Source organism: Micromonospora sp. USAFONa4 (genome assembly GCF_057197825.1).
In genome coordinates, this window is the sequence record NZ_CM170072.1 from 5,472,915 (window position 1) to 5,485,249 (window position 12,335).

General features: G+C 74.1%; 11 protein-coding genes and 2 pseudogenes. 7 read left to right on the plus strand and 6 right to left on the minus strand.

The window, feature by feature from the left end:
- The first annotated feature begins 30 nt into the window (after positions 1 to 30).
- Entirely contained in the window at positions 31 to 558 is a 528-nt protein-coding gene (locus tag AC0OO9_RS24115) for a DinB family protein (protein WP_484512572.1), read from the plus strand.
- Positions 559 to 652: 94 nt separating this feature from the next.
- Here AC0OO9_RS24115 and AC0OO9_RS24120 read toward each other — a convergent pair whose 3' ends face one another.
- Positions 653 to 958 carry a hypothetical protein gene (locus tag AC0OO9_RS24120; RefSeq protein ID WP_484512574.1) on the minus strand — a complete coding sequence of 102 codons (306 nt, stop codon included), beginning with the start codon at positions 956 to 958 and terminating at the stop codon, positions 653 to 655.
- Positions 959 to 1,180: 222 nt separating this feature from the next.
- Positions 1,181 to 1,816 (minus strand): hypothetical protein, encoded by a 636-nt coding sequence (locus tag AC0OO9_RS24125; RefSeq protein WP_484512575.1) that lies wholly within the window; start codon positions 1,814 to 1,816, stop codon positions 1,181 to 1,183.
- A gap of 193 nt (positions 1,817 to 2,009) precedes the next feature.
- Between AC0OO9_RS24125 and AC0OO9_RS24130 the strand changes: the two genes are divergently transcribed.
- Complete coding sequence (locus AC0OO9_RS24130) at positions 2,010 to 2,180, plus strand: hypothetical protein (RefSeq protein WP_484512577.1); 171 nt, start codon at positions 2,010 to 2,012, stop codon at positions 2,178 to 2,180.
- Positions 2,181 to 2,232: 52 nt separating this feature from the next.
- On the opposite strand, the gene AC0OO9_RS24135 is transcribed toward AC0OO9_RS24130, so the two are convergent.
- The 3 genes from AC0OO9_RS24135 to AC0OO9_RS24145 all read right to left on the minus strand — a co-directional run bounded on the left by AC0OO9_RS24135 (position 2,233) and on the right by AC0OO9_RS24145 (position 5,901).
- Positions 2,233 to 3,096, minus strand: coding sequence for an alpha/beta hydrolase family protein (locus tag AC0OO9_RS24135; protein ID WP_484512579.1), 864 nt, complete (start codon positions 3,094 to 3,096; stop codon positions 2,233 to 2,235).
- Positions 3,097 to 3,193: 97 nt separating this feature from the next.
- Positions 3,194 to 4,411, minus strand: a complete 1,218-nt coding sequence (locus AC0OO9_RS24140; RefSeq protein WP_484512580.1) for a glycosyltransferase — start codon at positions 4,409 to 4,411, stop codon at positions 3,194 to 3,196.
- 221 nt (positions 4,412 to 4,632) lie between these two features.
- Positions 4,633 to 5,901 carry a globin domain-containing protein gene (locus tag AC0OO9_RS24145; protein ID WP_484518028.1) on the minus strand — a complete coding sequence of 423 codons (1,269 nt, stop codon included), beginning with the start codon at positions 5,899 to 5,901 and terminating at the stop codon, positions 4,633 to 4,635.
- A 113-nt stretch (positions 5,902 to 6,014) separates the two neighbouring features.
- Between AC0OO9_RS24145 and AC0OO9_RS24150 the strand changes: the two genes are divergently transcribed.
- Together AC0OO9_RS24150 and AC0OO9_RS24155 are read left to right on the plus strand one after the other, a co-directional pair.
- Positions 6,015 to 6,626 (plus strand): RrF2 family transcriptional regulator, encoded by a 612-nt coding sequence (locus tag AC0OO9_RS24150; protein WP_484512582.1) that lies wholly within the window; start codon positions 6,015 to 6,017, stop codon positions 6,624 to 6,626.
- A 9-nt stretch (positions 6,627 to 6,635) separates the two neighbouring features.
- On the plus strand, positions 6,636 to 7,277 hold the full coding sequence (locus tag AC0OO9_RS24155; RefSeq protein ID WP_484512584.1) for a class I SAM-dependent methyltransferase: 642 nt from the start codon (positions 6,636 to 6,638) through the stop codon (positions 7,275 to 7,277).
- A 196-nt stretch (positions 7,278 to 7,473) separates the two neighbouring features.
- Here AC0OO9_RS24155 and AC0OO9_RS24160 read toward each other — a convergent pair whose 3' ends face one another.
- On the minus strand, positions 7,474 to 8,733 hold the full coding sequence (locus AC0OO9_RS24160) for an SGNH/GDSL hydrolase family protein (protein ID WP_421458062.1): 1,260 nt from the start codon (positions 8,731 to 8,733) through the stop codon (positions 7,474 to 7,476).
- Positions 8,734 to 9,181: 448 nt separating this feature from the next.
- Between AC0OO9_RS24160 and AC0OO9_RS24165 the strand changes: the two genes are divergently transcribed.
- From AC0OO9_RS24165 to AC0OO9_RS24175, 3 genes and pseudogenes are all read left to right on the plus strand, one after another.
- Positions 9,182 to 11,239, plus strand: coding sequence for a DNA gyrase/topoisomerase IV subunit B (locus AC0OO9_RS24165; RefSeq protein ID WP_484512586.1), 2,058 nt, complete (start codon positions 9,182 to 9,184; stop codon positions 11,237 to 11,239).
- Between the two features lie 29 nt (positions 11,240 to 11,268).
- A pseudogene (locus AC0OO9_RS24170) lies at positions 11,269 to 11,529 on the plus strand (DNA gyrase subunit A); the annotation flags it as partial.
- Positions 11,503 to 12,333 (plus strand): annotated as a pseudogene (locus AC0OO9_RS24175) (LAGLIDADG family homing endonuclease); the annotation flags it as partial. The pseudogenes AC0OO9_RS24170 and AC0OO9_RS24175, both read left to right, overlap by 27 nt.
- Between the last annotated feature and the right edge of the window lie 2 nt (positions 12,334 to 12,335).

Genomic DNA, 12,335 nt, shown 5'->3' on the forward strand with positions numbered 1-12,335 from the left:
CGGGCCGGTGCCCTCCGGCATGATCGCCGGATGGCGACAACCTCCCGTGCGCTGCTGCGCTGGCAGTTCGACCTGACGTGGTCGCTGTTCGAGTACCACCTCGAGCGCCTCGACGCGGCGGACTTCCTCTGGGAACCGGCCGCGCTCTGCTGGACGGTGCGTCGCGACCCCGCCGGCGGCTGGACGCCCGACTGGGCCGACACCGAACCCGACCCCGTGCCGGTCCCGACGATCGGCTGGCTGTCCTGGCACGTCGGCTGGTGGTGGACGGTGACCATGGACCATCTCGGGGGACGGCCGGCACGGCAGCGCACCGACGTGCGATGGCCGGGCGCGGGCGAGCCGACAGTCGCCTGGCTGCGGGGCCTGCGCGCCGAGTGGCTGGGGCACCTCGACCGGCTCACCGACGCCGACCTCGACGGCACCGCGCCGTTCCCGTGGCAGGACGACCCGGGCCACACGGTGGCGCACATGCTCGCCTGGGTCAACGCCGAGCTGATGAAGAACGCGGCCGAGATCGGTCAGCTCCGGCTGCTGCGGGCGGCGGGGCGCGCCTGACCGCCGGGCCTTTCGCCGGGGACGGTCCCGTCCGCGCGGCCCGGCGCCCAGGTCGGGCGACCACGCCTCGTGCGGCCCCGTGCCGGGGCGCCCGTCAGGAACGTCGGCCCCTGGTCCGCAGCGCGTCCTCCGTCCGCTCCTCGACGTCGGCGGCGTCGGGGAAGGACCGTCGGGCCGGCGCCGGGTCGGGCGGCGCGCCGGGGCCCGCCGGCCGCGTGGGTGTCGGTTCGACCGGGCCGAAGCCGTGCCGCCCGGCGGGACCGGACGGTCCCGCCGGCTCGTCCGCCCGCCGCTCCCCGCGCCGCCCCTCCGGCACGGCGGTCTCCTCGCTGCCCTCGTCCATGGGGTCGTGCTCACCGACGCCCCACGGCGCCTCCACGTCCATGCCGTCCCTGGTCACCCAGGGCGTGGTCGCCTCCGGTGCGCGTCGGCCTCCGCCGCGTCCCTCTCCTGCCGTCATGGCCACCTCGCTGCTCGGTCCGCCGGTACCGGCCCCGAATGCCCGTCACCGGGGCGGTCATGCCTCGCCGGCGCCCGGAGCCGCGCTGCCGGCGGGTGGGGACGCGCGCAGCGGCGCCCCGCCGCCGAGGAGTCGGCGGGACGCCGTCCGACGGCACGTCGGTCAGCAGCGGCCGGACTTCGCCATCCGCTTCTGCCTGGCCCCGCCCATCGCCATGAGCGCGCCCATCCCCTTCGGGGCGTTCCGCATGCCGCCCATGCGCCCGAACATCCCCCGGAACACCTCGCCGGGCTTCTGCTGCTCGCCCATGTACGCGGTCATCACGATGAGCGCCCCGGTCATCGCCGGGATCGCCCACTGGAGCATCCGCATCTGCCGCTGGCACGACGCCACGTTCGACGGCGTGTGCGAGTTCGGCTCGGTGACCCCCTCGACCGCCGGCCCGCCGGCCTTCTCCAGCTTCATGCCGAGCAGTCGGCTGTAGCCGGTCACCGCGAGCGCGCCGACCGTCAACGCCGTCTTCAGCGTGCTGGCCCGGGCCACCCCCGACTGGGCGGCCACCCGGGGGCTCTCCGTCACCAGTTCCCCGACGGCCCCCGCCAGGTGGGCGCCGATCGCCGCGGCGTTCACCGGGGTCCACCGGGCCCAGCCGGCCGAGGCCATCGGCAACCGCTGGGTCGAGTCGTTCATCTGTGCCGCCGCGCCGTTGACGCCGAACGCTCCCATCAGGGAGCCCCCGAACCAGGCCGCCAGGCCCAGGTCGTGCATCGAGCGCAGTGCGGTGTGCCGTTCGGACATCTGATCCCCTTCCACCGTGTCGGGCGGTGCGGCATACCCGCCGCCCGGCCGGCTAATCCCGCCCGTGACCTGCCGATACGCCGCGACGGCACAGATACCGGGCCCGGGGCGTCGTCGCCGGGGACGGGCCGGGAGGAGTCGTCGGGGCCGGCGCGGGTAGTTCGTCGGACGACCCGAGCGAGAGGGGAAGCGGATGTCGCAGCCCGAGGAGAGCCGGGAGAAGACCGCGTCGACCGACGCGGTGCTGATGCACCCGGACAACGATCCGCGCAGGACCACGGCGCAGGTGCCGCCGCCCGCCGAGCGCGGCGAGACCCGCGTCGAGCGCGACGGCGAGATGATGCCCGTCGACACCGACGAGTGAGCGTCTGCGTCCCGGGCGGTGGTCGCGCCGCCCGGGACGCGCCCCATCGGGGTCAGCGGGGCGGCAGGTCGGCGGCGAAGCGGGCCACCCGGGCCGCCAGCGGGGCGCTCGCGCGTACCCAGGTGAAGTGGTCCATCCGGGCGCCGGCCTGCGCCGGCGTGTAGCGCTCGCGCGCGACGGGCGCCGCGACCAGCTTCGCGCACAGGTGGTCGACGGTCTCGTGCGGGGTGTACTGGTCGTCGTCGACGCTGACCGCGAGGACGGGGGTCCGCAGCGCCCGCACGGCCGCCTCGGCGTCCACCCCGTCCAGCCGCGGGAAACGCCCGGTCCGCGCGGTGTACGCCCAGTCCCGGATGACCCCGCGCGCCTGCCGGCCGCCGAAGCCCCAGCCCGGCCAGACGCCGAGCAGCCGGGCGGTCGCCGCGATCCCCTGGGTGTACGGCAGGACGCCGTACCCGCGCAGGCCCGGGTAGCTGCGCCACCACGGTACGCCGACGGCGACCAGCGCCAGCCCGTCGACGTCGTGCTCGCCGTGCAGGGCGAGGTGCAGCAGCGCCGCCTGCCCGCCGAGGGAGTGCCCGAGCAGCAGTGTCCTGCGCCCGTCCCGCCGGGACTTGAGCGCCGCCAGCGCGGCGCCCACGTCGGCGGCCAGTTCCGGGTAGCCGTACCGGCAGGCGCGGCTCGGCTTCGGGGTGCTCTCCCCGGTGCCGCGCAGGTCGGCCACCGCCACGGCCAGACCGGCGGCGCGCAGCGCGGCGGCGAACGGCCGGTAGTAGCGCGCCCGGACGCCCATCGCGGGCGTGATCAGCACCAGCGGGGCGTCGGCGACGCCCTCCGGATCCGGATACACCTGTAGCCCGAGGCGGGCCCCGTCGACCTCGACGAACTCCTGCCGGTATTCCCCCGTCGCGTTCACCGGCCCAGGCTACGGCCCGAGGCTACCGACGGGTAACCGTGGGGTGGTGGGCGTCACGTCCCGGGCGACGACCGGGGCCGCCCACCACCACCCCGCGCTACGCCACCGCCGGAGCGGGCCGGCCGACCGTGGTGACCGTGGCGTAGACGGTGCTCAGCTGCTCGGCGCAGCGCTTCCACGAGTACCGGTTGCGGATCCGGTCCAGCGCCGCCGTCGCGTACGCGAAGCGACGGACCTTGTCGGCGAGCAGCCGGCGGACCGCGGTGCCGAGGGCCCGGGGGTCCCGGGGTGGCACGAGGTCGCCGGTCAGGCCGTCGACCACGGTGTCGGCGATCCCGCCGACGTTCGTGCCGACGACCGGTACGCCGCACGCCATGCCCTCCAGCGGGGTGAACCCGAACGGCTCGTACCAGGGGGCGGCCACCAGCAGGTCCGCCGAGCGGTACCACGGGGCCAGCTCCTCCCGGGGCAGCCCACCCAGCAGCTTCACCCGGTCGGCGACCCCGCAGGACTCGGCGAGCGCGCGGAGCCGACGGGCGAAGCCGTCCGCGGGGAGCAACTCCGCCGGCGGGCCGCCGACCACCACGCACTCGGCGTCCGGCACGGCCGGCAGCGCCCGGATGACGTCCTGGATGCCCTTGCGCTCCACCATCCGGCCGACGGTGATGATCCGGGGGCGGGCCGGGTCGCGCGGGGCGACGGGCCCGTCGGGACGGAACAGCTCCTGGTCGACCCCGGCGGGGACCAGCGTCATCCGGGACCGGGGCACGCCGAGGCGGACCAGCTCGCCGACCTCGTCCTGGCACTGCACGATGATCCGGTCGGCGGCCCGGCCCAGGGCCCGCTCGTAGCCCACCCGGCCCGGTGGGCTGGTGTCCCGGGCGCCCTGCAACCGCCGCTTCACCGAGCCGAGGCTGTGGTACGTCAGCACCACCGGCACCCCGGTGCGCCGGCCGGCGTGCAGGGTGGCCAGCCCGCTCGTCCAGAAGTGGGCGTGCGCCACGTCCGGCGCCCAGTCGCCGTCGCGCCACTGACCGGCCAGCCAGCGTCCGAACTCGCCCAGGTGCGGCAGCAGCTCGTCTCTCGGCACCCGCAGCGCCGGACCGGCCGGCACGTGGCACACCCGGTAGCCGTCGGGGGTGAGGACGGAGTCGGGCGGGACGGTGGAGTCCCGGCGGGTGTAGACGCGGACGTCGTGCCCCTCGCCGACCAGCGCGGCGGCGAGCTCCGCCACGTGCGTGTGCTGACCGCCGGATTCCTCCACCCCTCCGACGGCGAGCGGACTGGCGTGCTCCGAGATCATCGCGATACGCATGTGCTTCCTCCATCGGCCGGCCCGTCGGCGGGGACCCGGTCGAGCCCCGGGGCGTCTCCTCGCCGCCTGGCGGACCCCGCCGCAGAAGTCCCTACCCCCGACCTTCCCTCCTAACCGCCGCCTGCCCGGCTCGTCCTGACGGGCCGTCCGTCGGGTGTGGAGCGGCCGGCGGGCGGCGGGGCGAACCGCCCCACCGCCCGTGACCGACCGGTCGCGGCCGGTCAGGACCGGTCGTCGTGGAGCATGCCCGGCCCGAAGACCTCGTAGGCGATCCGCTCCACCGGCACCCCCCGGCGCAGCAGGCCGCCCCGGACGGTGTTCATGAACGGCAGCGGCCCGCAGAGGTGCACGTGGGCGTCGGGGAAGAGCGGGATCAACGCCGGGTCGACCCGGCCGGCGATGACCTCGGCGGTCACCCCGGCCAGTTCGCCGTCGGTGAGGTCCTCGTACCAGAGGGCGGTGCGCAGGTTGGGCAGCGCGGCGTGCAGGCGCGGCAGTTCGCCGCGGAACGCGTGCGCCGCGCCGGCCCGGTCGGCGTGCACCAGCACCACCGGGCGCTGCGGCTCGGTGGCGGCCAGGTGCTCCAGGGCGGCCATCGCCGGGGTCAGGCCGATGCCCGCGCTGACCAGCAGCAGCGGACCCTCCCCGGCCACCGCGCTGACCTCGCCGAACGCCGGGCTGAGCCGGAGTACGTCGTCGACACCCACGCGCTCGTGCAGGAAGGTGGAGACCATGCCGTCGGGGGCGTCGCCGACACCGCGTACGCGCTTGACGGTGATCCGCCAGTGGTCGGCGCCGGGACGGCCGGAGAGGCTGTACTGGCGGATCTGCTGACCGCGCCCGCCGTCGAGGTCGACGGCGACCGAGGTGTACTGGCCCGGGACGAAGGTGGGCACCGGGCCGCCGTCGGCCGGGACCAGGGTGAACGACACGACGTCCAGCGCCTCGGTGGCCCGGGCGACGACCCGCCAGTCCCGCCAGACCGGCTCGCCCTCGGCCAGCCCGGCCACGGTGTAGAGGCGCGCCTCCCGGGCGATCAGCTCGCAGGCCAGCAGCCAGTAGACCTCGTCCCAGGCCGCCGCGACCTCGTCGGTGACGGCGTCGCCGAGCACCTCGCCGACGGCGGCGAGCAGGTGCCGGCCGACGATCGTGTACTGGGTGGCGGTGATGCCGAGCGAGGCGTGCTTGTGCGCGATGCGGTCCAGGATCGGCCCCCACGGTGCGTGGCTGCCGCCGGTCAGGTGCTCCGCGTACGCGACCACGGCGGCGGCGAGGGCGGCCTTCTGGGTGCCGGTGGCCTGGTTGCTGCGGTTGAAGATGTTCAGCAGTTCGGGGTGCGCGTCGAACATCCGCTCGTAGAACCGGCCGGTGATCGCCTCGCCGTGCGCCTGCACGGCGGGCAGGGTCGCCGTCACCACTGCTGCTGAGGACTCCGAGAGCACGACTGTCTCCTTCTGGGCTGAACCGCTCGGGCCCCGACAGCAAAACAGGTATTCGAAATACCTCTTCAGGGCCGAAGGTCCCGGGTCGAGGGTCGTCCGGATCACACCCGGGGCCCGGCCGGCCGTGGTGGGCGGTCGACCGCGCTGGCTAGGGTCGAGGCGTGAAGCTCAACCGGTCCACCGACATGGCGCTGCGCATCGCCATGCTCGCCGCCGCGAACCCGCGACGGATGACCGTGGACGAGCTCTCCGACCAGCTCGACCTGCCCCGCAACCACGTCGCCAAGGTGGTGCAGCGGTTGCAGCGGCTCGGGGTGCTGGTCACCATCCGGGGCCGTTCCGGCGGGGTGGCCTTCGCCGAGGACGGCGGGAACGCCACGGTCGGGCACGTGGTCCGGGCCTTCGAGGGCGACGACGAGGTGGTGTCCTGCGACGAGCCGGCCTGCTCGCTGCGCGCGGCCTGCCGGCTGCGCGGCGAACTGCGCCGCGCCCGCGACGCCTTCCTCGCCGTGCTGGACGACGTCACCCTCGGCGAGCTCGTCGCCGGGCCGACCGGCCCGGCGCTGCTCGCCCTCGGCCTGCCCCGCCCCCGGCCGGCGACCGACGCGCCGCCGTTCGGAGGGTCGCCGGGGCGCGAGGCGTCGCCGTCCGGAGGGTTGCCGGGGCGCGACGCGACGCCCGCCGCGACCGTGCCGGGCCCGCCGGAGCCCCACGCAACGCCGTCGCCTGTCGGGCCCGCCGGAGCCCGGCCGGCCGTACCCGGTCCGGTCTGAGGAGTGACGATGCCCGGCAACGCGGTCTCCCACCCGGTCTTCGCCCGGGTGTTCCAGCGGGCGAGCGTGGCGATGGACCGCGCCGGCGCGGCCGCTCACCGGCGGCGCCTCGTCGCCGGCCTCGCGGGCCGGGTGGTCGAGGTCGGCGCCGGCAACGGCCGCACCTTCGCGCACTACCCGGGCACCGTCGAGCGGGTGCTGGCGGTGGAACCGGAGCCCCGGCTCCGGGCGGCGGCCCGGGAGGCGGCGGCCACGGCTCCCGTACCCGTCGAGGTGGTCGACGGCCTCGCCGAGGCGCTGCCGGCGCCCGACGGCGACGCCGACGCGGTGGTGCTCTCCCTGGTCCTCTGCTCGGTGCCCGACCAGGCCGCCGCGCTGCGCGAGGCCCGCCGGGTGCTGCGGCCCGGTGGTCAGGTGCGCTTCTTCGAGCACGTACGCGCGCAGAGTCCCGGCCTGCGCCGCGTGCAGCGGTTGGCCGACGCGACCGTCTGGCCGCTGCTCTGCGGCGGCTGCCACACGGGCCGTGACACGGTGGCCGCGATCCGGGCGGCGGGCTTCACCGTCACCGAGCTGGACGCGTTCCGCTTTCCCGACAGCCGACTCCCGGCCCCCGCTGCCCCGCACGTGCTCGGCGTGGCCACCCGCGACTGATCCACCCTCGCCCGTGACGCGCGGGTCGTCCGTGGCCGCACCGGTGGTCCGTGGCCGCGCCGGTCGTCCATGACCGCGCCGGCTGGCTGTGGCCGTCGGACCGGTGCGACTCACCGTTGCCGCGTTGGTCCGTTCCGGGCCCGGACGTGGCGGAACCCCGCGCCAGGCGGCACGGGGTTCCGGGACGCGGTCGCGGTCAGGAGACCGTGATCGAGCCGTCCCCGGCGCGGACGCAGGCCACGGAACGCGCACCCGTGGTGGCCGCGCCCGTCAGGCACTGCCCGAGCACCTGGTGGCCGGCGGCATTCGGGTGCCACGACTCCTGGCAGGTCTGGAAGTAGCTCACGCAGGTGTTCGCGATCCGCTGGATGGCGATCTTGTCCTTGCCGGCGAGGCTGGTGACGAAGACGCCGTTGGGCGGGCTGTCCTGCAACCGGATCGGGGTGGCCAGCGTGCCGGCCGGGCTGGTTCCCGACTCGCAGAGCCGGGCGCCGTCGAAGGCCCGCTGCACGTTGAGGTAGACCAGATCCGCGCCGGGGAACTCGGCGGCCAGGGTGTCCCGGGTGGACTTCACCAGGGTGCCCAACCCCTGCGAGAAGCGGTGCCCCGGCAGCAGGCTGGCCCGGTGGATCGGGCAGCCGGCCGCGTACCGCTCGGCACCCAGCGCGCGGAACTTGTCCCGGGTGTCGTCCCGGCTGTCCTCCTCGTGGAACCCGGGGGCGAGGTCGAACGGCAGTGGGTTCGTGTAGTCCTGGAAGACGATCCGGTGCTGGCCGTCGGCGTCGATCTCGCGCAGCGTGGCGAGGAGCTGGCGGACGGCCGAGGTGGTCTCCGCGGTCGCGGCGCTCCACTGGGCGGCGGTGGCCAGGTCGGCGTCGGAGCAGGGCTTCTGCTCGACGGGGCCGTTCAGGTAGGCCCAGAACTCCCACCAGCCGGTCCAGGCGTCGGCGATGAACCGGTTGGCGCACTTCTCCGCGACGTTGCCGAAGGTGAACGAGCTGTTGTTCGAGCCGAGCCCGAGCAGCACCAGGTCGATGTCGTGGGTCCGGCCGACCGCGCGGAGCTGGTCGAGCTGGGCAGCCACCTGACGGCCGTTGGCCCGGGCCGAGGAGGCGGCGGCGATGTCGTGCGGCTGCCCGCCGGAGCAGGCGAGGTTGAACCGGTCCTGGATGCCCGGCAGGTTGGCCCGGTGCAGTGAGGCGTTCGCCGAGCGGTGGCAGAAGAACGCGTTGTTGTTCGCGGCGGTCCAGCCCGGGAAGCCCTGGGCGACCCCGTTGGCGTCGGTCACCGGGGTGTACGCCCCGGCGCCCTCGCCGCTGATGAAGCTGTCGCCGAGCGCCACCGCGGCGGTGGGCGGGGCCGCCGAGGCCGGGGCGCTCAGCCCGACGGCGGTCGACAGGGTGGCGGTGGCGACGGCGAGCGCCGCCGCGAGTGCGGTACGACGGAACCTGGACATGACGTCCCCTAACTGTCCATCGAAACGTGAAAGATCCTCCGAGGGCGCGATCAGATCACTCCGGCACGACGGGCGTCAATGGCCCGTAACAAGATCTTTCCGAGAGGGACACACTCGACCTGGCCGCGGCGCCCGGCGGCGCCGGCGGTCGGAGCGCCGGTCCGGGGCGCCCGCCGCGCAAGGGAAGGCAGGCCACGACCTTGTTGTTGTCCGGGTGGAACCGCCCGCGACCGGCCCGGCGCGCAAACCGGTCAGGGCGGCTCCGATACGCCGGAACCGGACGGAACGCGCTACCCTGCCGCCCGGGCCCGACCCACGGCGAGGCGCGTGCCTCGCTGCGGGGCGCCGTCGTCCTGTCGCATCTCCCGGTTAGGCTCGCTGCGGCGCGCCGGCCGGCCGACGACGTCGGACGCGGCACCACATCGCCGAGACCTGGGAGTACGACCAGTTGACCGCAGAGCCTGAGACCCTGTATGGGGCCGACGACCTCACGCACCTTGAGGGGCTGGACGCCGTCCGCAAGCGGCCCGGCATGTACATCGGCTCCACCGACAGCCGTGGCGTGGGTCACCTCGTCAACGAGATCCTCGACAACTCGACGGACGAGGGCGTCGCCGGCCACGCCACGAAGGTGGAGGTGACGCTGCACGCCGACGGCTCGGTCCAGGTCGACGACGACGGCCGGGGCATCCCCACCGACGTGCACGCGAAGTCCGGCATCTCCGGCGTCGAGCTGGTGCTCACCCGGCTGCACGCGGGCGGCAAGTTCGGCGGCTCCGGCTACAAGACCTCCGGCGGTCTGCACGGCGTGGGCGCCTCGGCGGTCAACGCGCTGTCCCGCCGGTTCGACGTGACCGTACGCCGGGGCGGCAAGGTCCACGCGATGTCGTTCCGGCACGGCGTGCCGGGGATCTTCGACGGCGACGGCCCCGACGCGGCGTTCACCCCGGGCCCCGGGCTCCAGATCGTCGGCGCGATGAAGCGCGGCCAGCGCACCGGCACCTCGATCCGCTGGTGGCACGACGCGCGCTACTTCGAGACCGGCGCCCGCCTGGACGCCGAGGCCGTGCGGATGAAGCTGCGCAACACGGCGTTCCTGGTGCCGGGCGTGAACTACACGCTGCGCGACCACACCGGCGAGGAGTCGACCGAGGAGAGCTTCCACTACCCCGACGGCCTGACGGACATGGTGGAGTTCCTCGCCCCGGCCGGCGACCGGCCCGTCTCCGGCATGCTGATGGTCACCGGCGAGGGCACCTACCGGGAGAACGCCGCCGACGCCAACGGCGTCATGCAGTCCAACGTGCAGCGCCGGGCCGAGGTCGAGGTGGCCTTCCGCTGGGGCACGGGCTACGAGCGCACCGTCGAGTGCTTCACCAACACCATCCGCAACGCGCACGGCGGCACCCACCGCAAGGGCTTCGAGCGGGGCCTGGCGCGTACCCTCGCCGACGCCGTCCGCAACACCCGTGGCCTGCTCAAGGCCAAGGAGGACCCGCCCACCCTGGACGACGTCCTGGAGGGCATGACCGCGGTGGTGCACGTCCGGATCCCGGAGCCGCAGTTCACCTCGCAGACCAAGGACGAGCTCTCCACCGCCGGCATCACGAAGGTGATCCAGGGGCTGGTCGAGCAGCACCTGAAGGCGTGGCTGGAGGACCGCCGGACCAAGGCCGAGGCGCGTACGGTCCTGCAGAAGATCGTCGACGCGGCGCGCGTACGGCTGACCCAGAAGCAGCAGAAGGACGCCGCCCGGCGCAAGACCGCCCTGGAGGGCGCGTCGATGCCGCCGAAGCTGGTCGACTGCCGGGCGGCGGGCATCGAGCGCAGCGAGCTGTTCATCGTGGAGGGGGACAGCGCACTCGGGACAGGGCGACTTGCCCGATCTGCCGAATATCAGGCGCTTCTTCCGATCCGGGGCAAGATCCTCAACGTGCAGAAGGCCAACCTCCAGCAGGTGCTGGACAACGCCGAGTGCGCCGCGATCGTGCAGGTGCTCGGAGCCGGCTCCGGCCGCACGTTCGACCTGGCCGCCATGCGCTACGGCCGGGTGCTGATCATGGCGGACGCCGACGTGGACGGCGCGCACATCCGCACCCTGCTGATCACGCTCTTCGCCCGCTACATGCGTCCGCTGATCGAGGCCGGCCGGCTCTACGCGGCGATGCCGCCCCTGCACAAGATCACCACCAGGGGGCGCAACCCGCAGACGATCTACACCTACACCCAGGCCGAGATGGAGGCGACGGTCCGCAAGTTGGAGAAGGCCGGCAAGCAGATCGTCACCCCGATCCCGCGGTTCAAGGGCCTCGGCGAGATGGACGCCGACGAGCTGTGGGAGACCACGATGAACCCGGCCACCCGGGCCGTGCGCCGGATCACCATCGACGACGTCGACGCCGCCGAGCGGATCCTCGAACTGCTGATGGGGGAGAAGGTCGAGCCGCGCCGCAACTGGCTCATCGACTCCGCCGACCGGGTCGACCGCGAGGCGATCGACGCATGAGCACCGCCCGCCGAGAGGGAAGCTGAACGATGGCACGCCGTAAGGACGACCGCGCCAAGGTGGACCTGTCCGCCTTCGACCAGGCCGGCGCGCGGGTCTTCGACAACCCGCTGGTCACCGAGGTGTCCGACTCCTACCTGGAGTACGCCTTCTCGGTGATCCACTCCCGGGCCCTGCCCGACGCCCGCGACGGCCTCAAGCCGGTGCACCGGCGCATCCTCTGGTCCATGTACGAGCAGGGCCACCGCCCCGACCGGGGGCACGTGAAGTCCGCCCGCATCGTCGGGGACTGCTTCGTCGCCGGGACCCTGGTCTCGACGCCCGAGGGCCTGCGGCCGATCGAGGATGTCGACGTCGGTGACCTCGTGTTGGACGGCGACGGGGCTGCCATCCCGGTGGCCGCTGCTTATCGGAATCCGGATTCGGAGCTGGTCCGGGTCACGTGGAGCAACGGCCACACCATGGTCGTGACGCCCGGACAGCGTTTCCGTGTGGTGGATGAGGACCTGGCTGTCCGGTGGGTGGAAGCCCGAGACCTGACTGGGCATCTCACTGTCGCGTACGGGACGCGCCGCGGGGCGGCACCGGCACCCGCATCCGGCGGCGACCCGTACGACTATGTCCGTGGGCTCGTGGTGGCCGAAGGATTCGCCGTCGATCGGTCTCGCGACGCTGACGGCCGCGTACGGCTGCACATGTGCGACGTAGAACCGCTCGACGTTGCCCACGGGTGGGCCATCGCGAACGGATTGAACGCCTCCCGAGGCAAGCGCGAAGCAAGCGATCCGTGCCATCGTGACCAGCACATCCTCACGTTCGCCAGGCACGAGGGGCTGCTCGAGGCCGGCACGCCACTCAGTCACGCGAAGCGCGTGCCCGACGACGTGCTCGCAAATCGTTCCGCGTGGTCGCCGTTCCTCGCCGGCTTCTTCGACGGTGACGGCTACATCCGCAAGCGTTACCGCGAACTCGTCTTCGTGAGCACCAGCGAGGTGTTGGTGCGTCAGATCTACTCCATGCTCGCCGACCTGGGGGTGCACGGTCACCACTGGAGCAGCGGACGCGACGGACACCGCCCGCTTCTCGGCCTCTCCGT